The organism is Nitrospira sp., from assembly GCA_024998565.1.
Classification (GTDB): Bacteria; Nitrospirota; Nitrospiria; order Nitrospirales; family Nitrospiraceae; genus Nitrospira_A.
Genome location: JACOEM010000012.1, coordinates 74,609 through 90,013, shown reverse-complemented (window position 1 = coordinate 90,013; position 15,405 = coordinate 74,609). Strand labels below are relative to the sequence as shown.

Genomic DNA, 15,405 nt, shown 5'->3' with positions numbered 1-15,405 from the left:
GCTCTAGCACAGCCAGGTGAACTCACCGTTTAATTCTTTGGCTAAAACTATGCCCGCGTTTCCACAGTCATGACAAAAATAGTGTGCATGCGGCAACCGATTAGCTACTTCCGAGAATTCATTGCTCTTCTCGGAAAGTTCTTCTAAGACTGCCTTAGACCTCTCAATTTTTTGTCGTGCCATGTCAGGAGTCGTATTTTCGCAGTTCCAGTCGGAGTAGCTATTCACATGCAAGGCTTTGTCCCCATCTTTCCAAAAAACGACCTCGTTGTAGAGAACAGCCTGCCCCTCAAGGAATAGCCGTATTCCTAATTCAAATCTTCCTGGGCTTGCACCGGTAATGTCCATTGGAGAATTTCGCTCAAGCGAAGTGTTAAACGATACTACTTCAAGCTCACTTTTTCGGCAATTCGGCCATCCTACTTTGACCATATAGATCAAGTGAAGCGGGGGCTGCGCCCCCGATCCCCTCGGCCGTCCGGTCCGCAGGACCCGAAGCGGCCGGCGGGCCTCGTTGGGCGGAACGTCCGCACTCGTAAGCATTCCGATGGTCTCAACTTCGGTTTCTTCTTTCATTGTTTGTCGCGAACGATGGAACAGACCGACGGCCAAGCTGACGCTTCGCCGCCTGGCATGAGGAAGGGGTATAGCTCCCTGTCACTCGTCACGGATAAAAGACTGGTGACAGGGAGAAATTGATCAGCTCGGCTCAGCCTTATCGCCATCACGTGAGTCCCGTGCAATAGAGCCGGTTGAAAGGGATCGCCGTGAAAGTCTGAACCGCACCGGGAGTAAAACCGGGAGCAAGGGGAATGACGAGGGGCGGGGCCTAGTCAGGAAAAATTACCCGGAATGCCAGGGAGGTGCTTATTCCGTCGCCAAGAACAATCGTAAGGGATCCGGATCGAGCAAGCAGGGTATGGAGGCGCCGGGCGGGTTCGAACCGCCGCATCGCAGTTTTGCAGCTTGCCCGAGGGCTCTACGACCCATGAAGATCAACAGCGACAGACAGAGAGTAAGGCCATTAAATAACAAGGTGTTACGACATTTTATTGGTGCCCATTTACGACTAAAGAGGACTCCCAACCGGGAGCAAAATCGGGAGTGGAACCGGGACTAAAACCGGGATCAGGGTTTGTACGTTGCCGTAGATTGGTGGGAAGCGAATCAGTTCCCAATAACACTGCCCGTCAAAACCAACATACTAATTAATTATTAATTTGCCGTAGATCCTCAATAAAATACTTCGGGTTTCGTTTCCGCACAAGATCTACAAGAAAGCTGTCTGCGATGGAGGTTACCAAGCCCAGAGCGGGGTCATACACTCCCGCCATTGTCGTAGCCAAAAGACGCAAAGTCTTGCCTTTGTGAGTCGAAACAAATGGAATATCATGCATTAATCTCCCGTATTCCTTGGCAATTACGTGAGGACTGTCACGACACTTTTCATGAAACCACGCTCTAAATTGAACAGCATCTCTAGTCCCTCGCTTAATCAAAATGTCATGCAGGCGTGCTGGTCTATCTGGAATCGAAGCATCTATTACATAACTCGCGATATCGGGAACTTCTGTAATTTCTTTCAGGGATCCAAATCTCTCAAAAGGACTAGATCTAGCACTGCCTCGCTGCTGTTTCGCCTTCAATACGTGACCAACAGGCGTTCCAGTAGCTGTATCCGTGCAACCAGTCTGTAATGCAAGCAACATTTCTAGATTGGCGCGGGCGATTCTAAGAACGGAATCAATTTCATCTCGCTCTTCGAAAGTCTGAATTTCCCCACACCTAAATTGATTGGGCTCAACACCAAACAAATGATCAAGACTGGTATTCCTGAGGCTAAAAGCAGTCCTTAAATATGGGCCATCTAAAATATCCTTGTAGGACTCCTCGCGGATCAGAGAAACCATCTTCTCCATCGGGAATGTTTGGGTGTTCTCAAGGATCATCCTACTTAAGTTCACCCTTCTCGGCTTCGTACTGAGCCCATTCAGGGCCCACTCCAAGGTTGAATCATCATCCGCAAATTGATCTACAGGGCGAGTTTGGTCGTGAAGAATGTCGTATGATGCAAGGCCACCCCCGTTCCCTATGTACGCAAGTGCCCCTTTCACACGTACAAAACTAACTGCATTATTTTCAATCAGCTCTGCAACGCCATCTTCTCCAAAAACACTTATCAAAATAACAACCGACATGAAGTCATGAGTTGGGACAATAACCTTGTCATACAGAAGCATGCTATCCAAAAAGGTCGATAGAGGATGCCGGCCGTTCCGTATGAAATTTTCATATCTTTCATTTGGAGATCCAGGATCGAAGTAACTCCACATGTTTCCAGCAAACAGTGCCATCGGATTAATCGGAGCGGGCTCACCTAAGAAACTAAGTTTCCACTTGAACCACTGAGGCGTCCCTTTTTTTAGTTTAATTCTCATGGATCCTTTTTTCGTTCAGCCTTTGCCTTTCCGGCACCCCTCTGCATTAAAGATTATCGAAATATAACCTCATTAGATCGACATTTCGAGGTTCCTCAGAGGCTCGCGCAAAATCTTTAGGCAATCGGCGAGCGCTTCCTTGAAACTGAATCCTCCCGCCCAAAAGTTAGGCTTCCGCCTGAGAACCCAAAGGAAGGGTCGTCCTACTTTGACCATATAGATCAAGTGAAGCGGGGGCTGCGCCCCCGAGCCCCCCGGCCGTCCGGCCCCGGCAGTCCGGAGCGGCCGGCGGGCCTTCGTGGTCAGCATATTTCGCGTCTAGTTGATAATCCTGGGCAGACAAAGTCTTCATCTCAACTCTGCATGGCCACTAATTCACCAAGGGGACGGCCAAGCTAGCGCATCGCCGTCACCACTTGAAAATAACCCTGCATTTCCTCCCTCTCACCCCCTGAGAAGCCAACAGGTGGTGACAGGGTGGGGCGGATATAGAGCCTATAACTAAGTATTAGAAGTAAAGATTTGTGAGTACCAGCATAGAAGTGACCACCTGTTCCCAGGTGGTCACCGTGTTCTGGAACGCGCGAGCGAAATAGACTAGCGACTGAGAATATCGAGGATTTCATCCAATGGTCGAATGGTCCCCAACAGGAGAGGATCACCGAAACGCCTATTATGACGGTTCTCCTTGACCTTGAGCAATCCAGTCACAAGATTGTTGAAATCATCCAGCTTGGATGTTTCAAAGTAGGTAATAAAATCCCAATCATCCAACCCGCTGGAGTGATAGAGCTTCCGTTTCACCGTCTTCAAGTATGCGACCGTCGCATCCGTGTGTTCCTTCATCAGGCCTGTTCGGGTGTCTTGTCCAGAAATCCACCATTCTGCGTCCTTGCGTATAGGAACCACTATAACGTATGGGCTGCCCTGAGGTGGCGGTGTCTTCAACTCCCCCTTCAGTTCTTCTGGGAAGCTAGGGACATAATTTAGGGTTTTGGTGATGCCATTGAAGGTGTCAGTATTTTTCATATCCATCCCCATAGTGGTCCCCATGAGGTCTAACAAGAAGTTCTGATTATGAACCATCTCTTTCGAGTGAATCCTGACAAGTACATCAGCTCTCTCAGACAGACCACGAAGCAAATGCGTATCGACTATTAACTTATCGGCGTGCTTTTCGAACACCTTTTTCATTTCGGAGGCCGCCTTGACACGCGCTTCATGATCCATCTGCCACCAGTGCTCCCCCATCTTGAACACAGCAAACGTTGCGTAGACACCAGGATCCTTTAAGAGCTTGTCGTGATCCATGGCCGCCTCACTCACTACAGACAACATGGGAAGGAAGCATAATAGAAGCGCAACCATCGAAATCTGACTGATTCTCTTCATAAGTCCGTTCTCCTTTTCGGTTAAAAGGGCTGGTACAACCCAATGCATGGTCAAGCATAGCCCTGCCCCTTCACATCGATCTCACGAAATTGTCACATTTTTATCACGCCTGATGTGGCGAGCGGCCCGTAACGGTCGAGAACAATAGAGACTAGAAGTGCACGGTGGGCAGTTCAAAGCTGATGATGGTTCCGATGTTAGGTATACTCTCTGCTCGAATTGTACTTCCATGTAGCTCTAGGATTCGCTTAGTAATGGCCAGCCCGAGCCCAGCTCCTCCAGGCTGATTTTGTCGATTCGCCCTATAAAAACGATCAAAAATATAAGGCAAGTCGTGATCAGCGATACCACAGCCAGTATCAGAAATTCGTATCATAACCGAGCCGGATTCGTGGCTTAACGAAATCGCAATGGTCCCTCCGCTCGGTGTATAGCGAGTAGCATTATTGATTATGTTTTCTAGCGCCCGCTCGATGAGGCCGATATCAGCCTCCACAAATGGCAGATCATCTGTAAAACTGCTCTTTAGGGCTATCCCCCTATTTGCGACGGTGAGTTGAAACTTTTGACACACATCCTGGACAAGCTCGGCTAAAGAAAATTGTTCGCATTGAATGCGAGCTTCACGCGAATCTAAGCGAGCCAATTCAAAGAGTTCCCCCACAAGCTCCCTAAGCCGTTGGCTTTGCTTGAGGGCAATGTCGAGAAACGTCCGGTATTCCTCTCGTGTAAGCGTCCCTTCTTTCATCAGTAACGTTTCCAGATACCCATGCAAGGATGCCAGGGGGGTACGCAAATCATGGGACACATTGGCCACCAACTCACGCCGAAGGATGTCCGTCTGCTTCAAAGTGGCCACTTGCTGAAGAATTCGTTCTACCATCCGATTGAATGTGGACCGGAGCCGATCAATTTCATCACTATTCCGCTCAGGAATGAAATCCTGAGGATGCAGCTCGAGCGCCTCTGAAAAATCGCTCTTTGCGAACGTTTCCATCGTCGATGCTAGTTTGGTTAACCTTCTGGTGAGCATGTTGAATAGAAAGAGACCGCCCAAAAGAGCGAACAGTAAGCCGGTAAGTGCTGCCCAGAGACTCAGCCGGAAGATGTAGCTCCGATTCAGCATATCGGCGACGGAGTCATACTCCTCTCCGCCAAGGACAATGTACAGATATCCTGTTGGTTGTCCGTGTAAGGGTATGGCTGAAACAGAAAAGACCTTCTGGCGAGTCGCATCACGGGGATCGTCACCAAGAATAGGAAATGCGTCCGCCTCGGTGAGAAAACGATGTATTGGTTCTAACGAGACAGCCGAGCGCTTGACCTTCTCAGTGGGAGCGGAGAAGTTGACTATGCCCCCATTCTCATCAAGCAAGTACATCTCAATGCTCGGATTGATAACCATAAGTAGGTGAAACAGTTCTTTCAGAGCGTACGGACTCACCTCTCCTTGGCTGCTTAGTAACTGGTCAGCAACAATGTTTCTGGCCAGAGCACGGTTCAGCTTCTGATTCACTTCCTGCTGATACATGCGCGTCGTGAAGACCGTTAGGAGAGTGTATAGAACCCCAACCGCACAAAACAGGAAGAGCAACACAAGGGCGAGTTTGCCGTAGAGTGACCGCGACATGGTCAGTCCTTTAAGCCGGATCCTTCTAGTTCACAGAATTTGTATCCGACGCCCCACACAGTCAGAATAAAGTCGGGCTTGGCCGAATCCTTTTCAATCTTGGCGCGCAATCTGTTGATATGGGAATTTACCGTGTGTTCATAGCCGTCGTGACCGTAACCCCAGACCGAATCGAGAAGCTGACTGCGCGTATAAACTCGGCCTGGATGGGATGCAAACTGCAGGAGCAAATCGAACTCTTTGGCCGTGAGATCCCTCAAGCTGCCTCTCACTGTGACCTTCCGTTTTTCAACATCGATGAAGAGGCCCTTTGCGCGGATAGTTTTCTGAAGGTCCTGCGTCTTATCTCTAAATGCTTCAGAACGGCGGAAGAGGGCCTTTACACGTGCGAGCAGTTCTCGAACACTAAATGGTTTAGTAACATAGTCGTCAGCACCAACTTCCAGCCCAAGGACCCGGTCTATTTCTGAGGATTTCGCAGTCAACATGAGGATGGGTGTATAGGTGGGGAGCGATCGAAGCTGCCGACATATCTCTAACCCGTCGATGCCAGGCAGCATCACGTCAAGAATAATAAGGTCATATCTCTTCGAGAGCACACATTGAAGGCCATCCTCTCCGGTTTTGGCGATCTCTACGGCATATGCGGTGTCGGTCAGGTGCATCTCCAAGAGCCGACCAATATCTAAGTCGTCTTCTACGACAAGAATTTGTTTAGCCATAAAAACCATATATTCGAGGCAGCAGGAATGCCTTTAGCATAGCGTCCGTCACAAATTCATCACAGCCATAGATTATAGACCCAACTGAAAAAATCCTGGCATGCTGAGGAAATGTCCGCTTTCAATGCCAAGGCCTGGTTTAATCGAGCGAATATTCCATGTGGCGGTAGCCGAGAATTTTAAGAATCGAGACTACGAGTGGTCAGCCCGCACAGTCGATACAGAGCCAGATTTCGCATGTGACGTCATGCTCCCTATAACAAAACCGCACCCACGCCCGTTCAAATTGGCAAAACTCGCAGAGCCGTTCCTTCGTATGCTCAGAACAGAGACAGGCTTTGCGCGCACGATCATACGTGGTGGCTTCCCGTCTGCAACCTGCCGGCCCAAATAGACTCGGCAGCTTCAGATCGCATCGATGCCAGATCATCCTCACACCTCCTGATAGACAAGCCCCTTCCCCAGCACGAGTTGCAGAATGGTGCCGCTAAACCAAATGGGATGCCCTGACAGCAGATCCTCCCAGGTCTTGATGAAAACGATCCTCGGGATTTCAATCTCGCCTCTGATCCGTCGGTAGGCATTCCTGGTCGACCATTGATGCCGCATCTCCTCCCACAGTCGGCTGATGGGAAAGCCCAGCGACCGCTTCCAGGACCAACACATATTCACGTAGCCACATTGATCCTGGACGTACTGGCTGATGACATAGCGGCTGAGACGGTTTCGTGAACGATGGCTAGGCTGATAGGCCTTGATCCAGACCACCGGAGCCCCGTGGAGGGCTTGCCACTGGGAGGAAAGCCATTCCTGAGAGATCCAGAAGCGGCGGGCGCGCTCCCCGTCCGGCACCCGCCAGGCCCAGAAGATATGGAGGACGCCATGCCCTTCCTCAGTCCGGACCTGGTAATACTCCAACCCCTGAAAGCCGAGCTGGCGTTCGATCCGCTGACGCAGTTGTTTATGATGGTAGGTCAGCTTCTCCGCATCCCCGCCTTCTGCCGTGGAGAGCGTGACCCAGAGCACCTGGAACTGGTGGCATTCCCAGAACCAAAGCAGCGACCGGACGCGGTGATAGCCTCGTTTCTGCTTTCGCGTCCATTCCCCGGCGACGGGCTCCCGCCGGAACTCCTTCCAGCGGCTCATCGGGCACCTTCCGCTTGAGGGATGGCAGGTCTGAGGCCGGCAGACAGAATCCGTTCGAGTTCTTCGATGGGAATCCGTACGGCGCGCACCGACGGCTTCACATAGGCGATCTGCCGTTTCAGGATGTATTTCCTGATCGTGCTTTCCTTGAGCCCTAACCGATTTGCCGCTTCTCGAATGGTGATCAATTTTGTACTCGGGACCATCGGGCACCTCCTTGGTAATGAGTGAATCATTTCTGTTATGCCTAATACTTATTAGGCATAACGCTCATTGACATGCATTACCATTGACGAGGTACACTCCCCAAGAGTTTTCAGTCCCAAGGTGCCTCGTTCACCTCCAGTTTTTTCATATGAAATGGGGTGGAGTGATGAAGCTGCCGAAGCCAGCTACAGAAGGAGAGGTCAGATGACCATAGACCGTGCCGCAATTTTTGAGCAGTTCTACGGCGAGATGAAGAAGGCCAGAGAGCGGATTCTCACCACAGCAGACGGCGAAGTCGGCTGGCTCTTGAAGTTTATCCAGACCGACCTAGAAGCTCTCACGCCAAGTGAATGGATGGTCCTGGCTTTCGAGGTGGCCAGCTTTGTGGATGACGTCGCGAATCGCCATGGGGAGGAAATCGCGACAGAAGGAGGGTGGAGCGTCCAATCTATCCCAGGAGAGAGGTTTCGTGGCACTATTCCAAGCAGCGCAGAGGCCAAGGAGGTTCAGACCATGGTCCTCCACAGCCTGGAAAACTTATGGGAAAAGGCAGTGACTGCCTTCACGTTCCCTCAATTCACCATCATTGTCACACTGCCTGGCGCGGACCACGAACGAAAAGGGAATGTGTTTGTTGCCACAAAGCGAAAAGTGAAGGAGTTTGAATATCGGTTCGCCCATTTATTGGTCGACTATTCCGGGCGAATTCGCCGTTGCCCAGAATGCCAACGGATTTACTTAGCGATTCGGTTTGATCAAACATACTGCGGTCCTCGGTGCCAGACACGAGTGGCCACTCGTAAATGGCGAGAGAAACATCTACCGAAGAAACAAAAAGCCTCAGTAGGTAGGACTGGCACAACGGCGGATTCCGACATGAAAAACCGAAAGGGAAAGCCCGATGGCAAGGCGAAACGGTAAAGACCGTGGGGTGGTGTTTAAGCAAGGCGGTTGGTGGGTCCGCCTGTATGTGAATGGCCGGGAGAAATGGTTCCGGGCGGACTCCAAGAGCCAAGCCAAGACACTGTACGGTCGGTTGCGGTCCGAGGCTCGCGAAAATCGCTACTTTCCCGAGAAGTATGCCGTCTCCAAGGAATTGACCCTCCGGGCATGGATTGCGCGGTATCTGGAAGGCGTGACTTCACCAGGTCTTCGGAATGTGCATCGCTATGGAAAGTTCTGGTCGAAGCTCCTAGGACGGAAGCTTCTGACCGAGATTACCGCCGACGACTTACGGCATATCCAAGCCAAAATGAAGCACAAGGGCACACGAACCGCCCGAACGATTAACCGCTACTTTGGAGCCCTGCGACGCATCCTGAACTTGGCGATTGCCGATGGTTTGCTTTCGGCCAATCCAGTCAAAGGCGTGAAGTTCTTTTCAGAACCAGCCGGGCGACTACGGTTCCTTAGTGATAGAGAAATCTCCAGCCTGCGCGATACCTTGCCTCCAGAGCACTGGTTGATTGTGGCCTTCGCTCTCGAAACAGGGTTACGCCTCACCGAGCAGTTTCATTCGCGCTGGGACTGCCTGAACACCGAACAGGGCATCTTGACCATTCCATTGAGTAAGTCCGGCAAGACCCGCCACGTCATTCTGACGGATGCCGCGCTGGACATCGTCAAGGGTCTCACCTCGTGGATGCACAGCCCATTCCTGTTCCCGAGTCCTCTTACCTCCGCACAACCGATGCAGGGGCGCAACTTTGTGGTGAAGATCTACGAGCCAGCCTTGAAGCGAGCTAAAATCGAAGATGTCACCTGGCACACCTTACGGCATACCTTCGCGTCTCGGGCTGTCATGGCAGGAGTGGATATCAGGACAGTGCAGGAACTGATGGGCCATTCCACGATCACGATGACAATGCGCTACGCCCATCTCTCCCCGGCCCATCTGCGAACGGCGGTAAATCGAGCGAGTTTAGGAGCGATTGCGTCGAAAAGTGCGAGTGGAACCGGGAGTAAAACCGGGAGTAACGAAAATCAGCGGGTGGAACAGGGTCCGGTCAGAATCACCGAACCCTCTGAGATATCTGCAGGAATGATTGGAGGCGCCGGGCGGGTTCGAACCGCCGCATCGCAGTTTTGCAGACTGCTCCCTTAGCCACTTGGGTACGGCGCCACGGGGGGTGATTATAGAAGGGAGCAGGGCTGGAACACAACCGGCAAAACGGCCCTAGTCGAGCAGTTGGGACGACACTGTTGGCCTGGAAATCGGCGGCTTACCGCTTGGTAGGAAGCACAGGAATATCGCGGACGATAGTCGAATGTTCATCCGGCGCATGGCCGATCAATTCCCACCCAGGCTCCGCCTGCCCATCTGACGATGCTGCCGTTTCGTGAGTCACGCCGGCGGCCTCGGCTTCTTTTTCCTTGGCCAGTAACTCAACCTCGTGGATCAGCGTGTCCATGAGTTCTTCAAGCGGCACTTTCCGCATCAACTTGCCCTTCTTGAAGAGGATACCCTTGCCTTCCCCGCCGGCGATACCGATATCCGCTTCCTTGCCTTCCCCGATGCCGTTCACGACACAGCCGAGCACGGAGACGTTCAGCGGCGTCTTGATATGGCTGAGCTTCTTTTCCAGTTCATTCGCCATGCGCACCACATCGATCTCAACCCGGCCGCAGGTCGGGCAGGCAATCACGTTGATGCCGCGATGGCGCAACTCCAGCGACTTGAGGATCTCGAACCCGACTTTGACTTCCTCCACCGGATCCGCCGCCAATGAGACTCGGAGGGTATCACCGATCCCTTGCGACAGGAGCCAGCCAAGGCCGATCGCGGACTTCACCGCGCCCGTCATGGCCGTACCGGCTTCTGTGATTCCGATATGCAGGGGATAATTGGCCTGGGTGGAGAACAAATAGTAGGCATCGATGGCATGGTGCACGTCGGAAGCCTTGAGCGACACCTTCATATTGGTGAAGCCCTCGTCTTCCAAGGCATGGACGGCGTTCAACGCCGACTCCGACAGGGCTTCGGGAGAGGGCCAGCCATACTTGTCCAACAGCGGACGTTCGAGCGAGCCGCCATTGACGCCCACGCGCAAGGGAATGCCCCGCTCGTTGACGGCCTTGATGACTTCCTGCACCTTCCACCAGGCCCCGATGTTGCCCGGATTGATGCGGACGCAATCCACCACCTCCGCCGCCTTGAGGGCTAAGCGGTGGTCGAAGTGAATGTCGGCGATCAGCGGAACCGTCATCGCGGCTTTGATCTGGGGAAGCGCCGCTGCCGCCTCGTCATCAGGGACGGCAACACGAATGAGTTCACATCCGGCCTCTTCCAGTTGACGGATCTGGGCCACCGTGGCGTTCACATCGCGTGTATCCGTCGAGCACATCGACTGGACTGAAATCGGCGCATCTCCGCCGATCTTGACCGATCCCGCTTGAATCTGCCGCGTCTTTTTTCTCGTGATATGCATCAGCTTCTCGGCTTATGTCCTGTTTCGGCACACCTCGACATCAACTAGCTGCCCTGCTCATCGCCGTGCGGCAAACTCCCCACCAGCGACGCCAACCGGGCTGCATCATCCGTGGCCACACTCGCCCCGAACAACGCCTTCACGTTGTTGTAAATGCCGTCGGCTGTCAGGCCATATCGTTCGCGCAGCAGGTCTTGCGGACCCTGCTCGATGTACCAGTCGGGAAGACCGATCACCTTCGTTCTCAGGTTCGTGATACCTTCTTCCGACAGGGCTTCCAAGACGGCGGAACCAAACCCGCCCATCTTGCAGCCTTCTTCGACAGTCACCAGACAGCGCACGTTCTTCGCCGTCTTGATGATCAATTCCGTGTCGAGAGGTTTCACGAAACGGGCGTTGACCACCGCGGCGGAGATCCCCTCCTGCGCCAACCGTTCGGCCGCTTTCATGGCTGGCCAGACGGTGACTCCGATCGCCACAATCGCCACATCCGTGCCTTCCCGCAACAACTCGCCCTTGCCGATCGGCAACGCCGTCGGTTCGGGATCCATCGGCACCCCGAGACTCACGCCACGCGCGTACCGTACCGAGGCGGGCCCGTCATGCGTCACACAGGTCTTCATCATGTGCTGCAGCTCGTTTTCGTCCTTCGGTGCCGCGACCACCATGTTCGGCACATGGCGCAGGAAGGCAAAATCGAACGCACCGTGGTGCGTCGTACCATCCTCGGCCACCAGACCGCCCCGGTCGATGCAGAAGGTCACCGGCAAATTCTGGGTGGCCACATCGTGCACCACCTGGTCATAGGCCCGCTGCAAGAATGTGGAATACAGCGCGACCACCGGCTTCATGCCCTGCGCAGCCATACCGGCGGCGAAGGTGACGGCATGTTGCTCGGCGATACCCACGTCATAAATCCGATCGGGGAAGACCTTCTCGAACGCATTGAGGCCCGTGCCCTCGCACATGGCGGCGGTAACAGCCACGATCCGCTTGTCCTGATGAGCGACTTTGATCAGCGCATCGATCGCCATACTCGTATAGCTGGGGCGCGCGGCTTTCTTGGCCGGCACACCCGTTTCACGCACAAACGGCGGACAGGCATGGAACCAGACCGGATTATCCATCGCCGCCTGATAGCCCAAGCCCTTCTTCGTGATCACATGCAGCAGGACCGGGCCCTTCATTTTGAGCACGTTCTCCAAGGTCGGCAGCAGGTGCTCGAAATTGTGTCCATCGATCGGTCCGGCGTACTGGAAGCCCAACTCCTCAAACAACAGACCCGGAAGAATCGCCCCCTTGGCCAGCTCCTCGGCGCGGCGGGCGATTTTCTGCACCTCCAAGCCGATGTGAGGAATCTTCCGCAACAGTTGGCCGGTTTCTTCCCGCATACGTGCGTAGAATTCGCCGGTGAAGGTCCGGTTCAGGTAGGCCGAAATCGCCCCGACGTTCTTCGAGATGGACATCTGGTTGTCGTTCAGGACGACGATGAAATCCTTGTTGGTGCCGCCGGCATGGTGCAACCCTTCGAGGGTCATCCCGGCCGTCATGGCGCCGTCACCGACCACGCAGACAACTTTGTGTTTTTCGTTCCGCTGCTCGCGCGCTTCCACCATGCCGAATGCGGCGGAGACGCCGGTGCCGGCGTGCCCGGCGTTGAAAGTGTCGTAGACGCTCTCTTCACGCTTACAGAACCCGCTCAACCCGCCGTACTGCCGGAGCGTATGGAACTGCTCCCGGCGTCCGGTGAGCAGTTTGTGGGTATAGGCTTGATTGCTGGTATCCCACACAATTTTGTCTTTCGGCGTATCCAGGAGATATTGCAGCGCGACCGTCAGCTCCACCACACCCAGATTGGAGGCCAGGTGCCCCCCGACATTCGAAACCACCGTAAGGATCTGCTCACGGATCTCCTGGCACAGTTCCGGAAACTGCTCAGGGGAGAGGCGTTTCAAATCAGCGGGACTGTGGATATTTTTCAGCAGAGACATTGCACAATCTCCTTGTCAAATGATGACAATTGGACGCAGGTATTCATTCAGTGGGAACAAGCCGTATAGAGAAGGTCGCGACGAAGCAGCGAAGAAGTTTCGTATAATCGGCTCATCCTCACATATGGCACTGCCTGTGTCAAGATTTCGCCTTCCCTCGCACCAAAAACTTCGCCCTCCCGACTACGACCGGAACCGGTAGGTGAGGACGGTGGAGAGGGTAAAGTCCGCCGCGCTCCCGGTGATGAAATCCAGATTCTCCACTCCATAGAGCTGCCAGAGCAGACCGGGAAGGATTCGATAACTCACCCCCAGCACCGACTCCGTCACGCCCTTATCCAGGACGCGCGTGCCTGTCCCGTGAAACGGCGGGGAATAATAATCGAATTGGGCCGTGATGGAAAAGTTCTCCGTCCAGAGATATTCCACGGCGACCAACCCGCTCACCACCGGCTGGAGTCCCAACCCGGCAATCCGTCCCGTGGGAAACACCCCGTTGAGATTCGCGTACAGGATCCAGTTATCGGCGAACTTCTTATCCAGCGCTAGGCCGATACCGGCGTCAGGATGCCCGCTGCCGAACACTTCGCCGGTGTCTCCGGTCGGAGCCTTGACCCCGACCCGAACCGACAGGGCCGGAAGGCTCGAGGTTTCTTTGAGAATCTGGTATTTGCCGTAGAACGAGATGTCTCCCAATCCCGTCGCGCCTTCGTTTCCTTGAAACAACGTGCGGGATCTATTTGAAATATTGAAGGCGTACCCGGTCTCCCGCAAGGCCTTGCGCGGCGGCGCCACGCCGGTCGTGCCCCGTTCCACCCCGATGATCGCCCCCTCCATGAAGCCCCGGTACCGATGATAGCCTGGAATCTCTGCGCCAAGCTCCAACCGATCGGTGAGACCATATCGGAGAAAGAGGCCGGCCCGAAGTGTTTCAAACTTCATCGCCACCTCGGCTTGCGCCTCACTGTCCCTGGCAATGCTGGCCGTATTCGCCGCTTCCAGCCGCACATCGAAATCGCCCTTGCGAAGCACCGTCGCCCGCTCGCCCGGCATGGCCAGGACCAGTTGATCCAGCGCTTGAAAGTTTCTGACTGGAAACGGACCGAAGCCTTCCGCTCCGGCAGCAGGCGGCAGAACACTCAGGAGTGCAAGGAGACAGAAGCAATGAATGGTGTACCGCAAGAGTAACCCCGGCCGTTCACTCAGTGGCACTTAGTAGGGAAAGTCTAACCCTGCGAAGACCGCTCCGCCCTCGCGACTGTACCCGTAATCGACCCGGCCGACGACATTGGGACGAACGATGGCGCGAAACCCCAACCCCGGGGTCATCCGATAATCTTGAAAGCTGACGTCTTTGAATGAGTTGAAGACCTGCCCCGTGTCGAGAAACGGCGCCACCTCGAAATCCGCAGTCACTCCGGCCAGTTTCGTCCTCAAGATGTGAATTCGCTCTTCGATACTGAAGGCAATCAGATGTTTGTCGATGTACCGGTCCAAGCCGAACCCGCGCAGATTGTTCTGCCCCCCGAGCGAAGACTGTTCGAAAAACGGCACCTGGGATCCGATCGTCGCCTGCAGGTCGGCGCGAACCACCAGGATGGCGCGCTTGGACTCGCTGGGGAATAATTTTTTGACTTCGAGTTCGTACCGCGAATAGACCGGGTGGTCGCCGTTTTTCACATTTTGATTCAGTTCGGCATAGGCGGTGATGGCCACGCCGTCTGTGGGAGTCACCAGACTGTCACGGGTGTCGTAATAAAACGAGGCGCGGTGGCCCACGATGATGGACTCGCCTTGAATACCGTCAACCGTGGGAAATTGCTCGACCGAAAAGGGCAGATCGATCGCCCCACGCTGAAGCTGCACCTGCCGGACCCGCTGCCCGACGGAAATCTGCGTCACTTCATTCGCGTAGAGACCGAGGCGCCAGTAGGCGCGCGCTTCCCTGGCCGTATAGTTGGACTCGGCGGCCTGGGTCGTCGCCTGTCCGAGGCCGAAGAACCGGGAAGTCGCGTTCTTAAAAAAGGTGCCGCCGAAATTCAGTGAATATTGCCCGTTGCCGAATGCCGGATCGACATAATCGAACAACACCTTGCGTTCGATTCGTTCGGTCAACGAGGCGATGAATCGCATCTGTCGCCCACCCGGATCGTACTTGAACAGATTAAAGACCCCGCGTGTCCCCACGATTGAGTTCTGAATGAGCATGGGCGCCATCAGATACTTCAGTTCTCCGTCCGGATCCGCAATCAGGATGGGCGCAATCAAGCCGGCGTCGTTGCCGTCGTTCCGGCTGGTCGAGACGGAGGGAACCGGGAAAATCTGCGTGTCGGCGCCCGCCGGAGCCGGAAGGCTCAGGAGCAGCAGACCGGCCAGCGCCAGACAGCTTCGAATCGACGACAAATAGTGACACTGCATGGCGCTCGCCGGAATCGCTCGCTCCCTACCGGA

Annotated in this window: 12 protein-coding genes, 2 tRNA genes and 1 pseudogene; 2 read left to right on the top strand and 13 right to left on the bottom strand. The window is 54.3% G+C overall.

Features of this window, described 5'->3' with window-relative positions:
- Nucleotides 1–3 precede the first annotated feature (3 nt).
- The 8 genes from H8K11_17140 to H8K11_17105 all read right to left on the bottom strand — a co-directional run bounded on the left by H8K11_17140 (nt 4) and on the right by H8K11_17105 (nt 7,534).
- Nucleotides 4–432, bottom strand: coding sequence for a hypothetical protein (locus H8K11_17140; protein MCS6265476.1), 429 nt, complete (start codon nt 430–432; stop codon nt 4–6).
- Nucleotides 433–920: 488 nt separating this feature from the next.
- Nucleotides 921–1,006 (bottom strand) — tRNA-OTHER (locus H8K11_17135).
- Between the two features lie 202 nt (nt 1,007–1,208).
- The gene (locus H8K11_17130) at nt 1,209–2,438 is read right to left on the bottom strand and encodes a hypothetical protein (GenBank protein MCS6265475.1); all 1,230 of its coding nucleotides are present in this window, start codon (nt 2,436–2,438) and stop codon (nt 1,209–1,211) included.
- A 597-nt stretch (nt 2,439–3,035) separates the two neighbouring features.
- Nucleotides 3,036–3,830: a chlorite dismutase family protein gene (locus H8K11_17125; GenBank protein MCS6265474.1), complete on the bottom strand. Its 795-nt coding sequence runs from the start codon at nt 3,828–3,830 to the stop codon at nt 3,036–3,038.
- Between the two features lie 151 nt (nt 3,831–3,981).
- Nucleotides 3,982–5,460: a HAMP domain-containing protein gene (locus H8K11_17120; GenBank protein ID MCS6265473.1), complete on the bottom strand. Its 1,479-nt coding sequence runs from the start codon at nt 5,458–5,460 to the stop codon at nt 3,982–3,984.
- A gap of 2 nt (nt 5,461–5,462) precedes the next feature.
- A complete protein-coding gene (locus H8K11_17115) occupies nt 5,463–6,182 on the bottom strand; it encodes a response regulator transcription factor (protein MCS6265472.1) in 720 nt (239 codons plus the stop codon).
- Nucleotides 6,183–6,614: 432 nt separating this feature from the next.
- Nucleotides 6,615–7,328 (bottom strand): hypothetical protein, encoded by a 714-nt coding sequence (locus H8K11_17110; GenBank protein MCS6265471.1) that lies wholly within the window; start codon nt 7,326–7,328, stop codon nt 6,615–6,617.
- Nucleotides 7,325–7,534, bottom strand: coding sequence for a helix-turn-helix domain-containing protein (locus tag H8K11_17105; GenBank protein MCS6265470.1), 210 nt, complete (start codon nt 7,532–7,534; stop codon nt 7,325–7,327). The genes H8K11_17110 and H8K11_17105 overlap by 4 nt, the downstream gene beginning before the upstream one ends.
- Before the next feature lie 205 nt (nt 7,535–7,739).
- Between H8K11_17105 and H8K11_17100 the strand changes: the two genes are divergently transcribed.
- Together H8K11_17100 and H8K11_17095 are read left to right on the top strand one after the other, a co-directional pair.
- Nucleotides 7,740–8,456, top strand: coding sequence for a hypothetical protein (locus H8K11_17100; protein MCS6265469.1), 717 nt, complete (start codon nt 7,740–7,742; stop codon nt 8,454–8,456).
- Nucleotides 8,457–8,787: 331 nt separating this feature from the next.
- Nucleotides 8,788–9,420 (top strand): annotated as a pseudogene (locus tag H8K11_17095) (site-specific integrase).
- A 161-nt stretch (nt 9,421–9,581) separates the two neighbouring features.
- On the opposite strand, the gene H8K11_17090 reads toward H8K11_17095, so the two are convergent.
- From H8K11_17090 to H8K11_17070, 5 genes are all read right to left on the bottom strand, one after another.
- Nucleotides 9,582–9,657: transfer RNA gene (locus H8K11_17090), tRNA-Cys, on the bottom strand.
- Between the two features lie 100 nt (nt 9,658–9,757).
- Nucleotides 9,758–10,963, bottom strand: a complete 1,206-nt coding sequence (gene ispG / locus H8K11_17085; GenBank protein MCS6265468.1) for a flavodoxin-dependent (E)-4-hydroxy-3-methylbut-2-enyl-diphosphate synthase — start codon at nt 10,961–10,963, stop codon at nt 9,758–9,760.
- A gap of 44 nt (nt 10,964–11,007) precedes the next feature.
- Nucleotides 11,008–12,954 carry a 1-deoxy-D-xylulose-5-phosphate synthase gene (locus H8K11_17080; GenBank protein MCS6265467.1) on the bottom strand — a complete coding sequence of 649 codons (1,947 nt, stop codon included), beginning with the start codon at nt 12,952–12,954 and terminating at the stop codon, nt 11,008–11,010.
- Between the two features lie 183 nt (nt 12,955–13,137).
- The gene (locus H8K11_17075; protein MCS6265466.1) at nt 13,138–14,166 is read right to left on the bottom strand and encodes a DUF3187 family protein; all 1,029 of its coding nucleotides are present in this window, start codon (nt 14,164–14,166) and stop codon (nt 13,138–13,140) included.
- The gene (locus tag H8K11_17070) at nt 14,167–15,372 is read right to left on the bottom strand and encodes a BamA/TamA family outer membrane protein (protein MCS6265465.1); all 1,206 of its coding nucleotides are present in this window, start codon (nt 15,370–15,372) and stop codon (nt 14,167–14,169) included.
- Nucleotides 15,373–15,405 lie beyond the last annotated feature (33 nt).

What these genes read in the sequence shown, in the direction of transcription:
- H8K11_17115 (MCS6265472.1), bottom strand. Translation starts at nt 6,182, where the DNA reads ATGGCTAAACAAATTCTTGTCGTAGAAGACGACTTAGATATTGGTCGG.
- H8K11_17070 (MCS6265465.1), bottom strand. Translation starts at nt 15,372, where the DNA reads ATGCAGTGTCACTATTTGTCGTCGATTCGAAGCTGTCTGGCGCTGGCC.
- H8K11_17125 (MCS6265474.1), bottom strand. Translation starts at nt 3,830, where the DNA reads ATGAAGAGAATCAGTCAGATTTCGATGGTTGCGCTTCTATTATGCTTC.
- H8K11_17110 (MCS6265471.1), bottom strand. Translation starts at nt 7,328, where the DNA reads ATGAGCCGCTGGAAGGAGTTCCGGCGGGAGCCCGTCGCCGGGGAATGG.
- H8K11_17080 (MCS6265467.1), bottom strand. Translation starts at nt 12,954, where the DNA reads ATGTCTCTGCTGAAAAATATCCACAGTCCCGCTGATTTGAAACGCCTC.
- H8K11_17140 (MCS6265476.1), bottom strand. Translation starts at nt 432, where the DNA reads ATGGTCAAAGTAGGATGGCCGAATTGCCGAAAAAGTGAGCTTGAAGTA.
- H8K11_17120 (MCS6265473.1), bottom strand. Translation starts at nt 5,460, where the DNA reads ATGTCGCGGTCACTCTACGGCAAACTCGCCCTTGTGTTGCTCTTCCTG.
- H8K11_17100 (MCS6265469.1), top strand. Translation starts at nt 7,740, where the DNA reads ATGACCATAGACCGTGCCGCAATTTTTGAGCAGTTCTACGGCGAGATG.
- H8K11_17130 (MCS6265475.1), bottom strand. Translation starts at nt 2,438, where the DNA reads ATGAGAATTAAACTAAAAAAAGGGACGCCTCAGTGGTTCAAGTGGAAA.
- H8K11_17105 (MCS6265470.1), bottom strand. Translation starts at nt 7,534, where the DNA reads ATGGTCCCGAGTACAAAATTGATCACCATTCGAGAAGCGGCAAATCGG.
- ispG (MCS6265468.1), bottom strand. Translation starts at nt 10,963, where the DNA reads ATGCATATCACGAGAAAAAAGACGCGGCAGATTCAAGCGGGATCGGTC.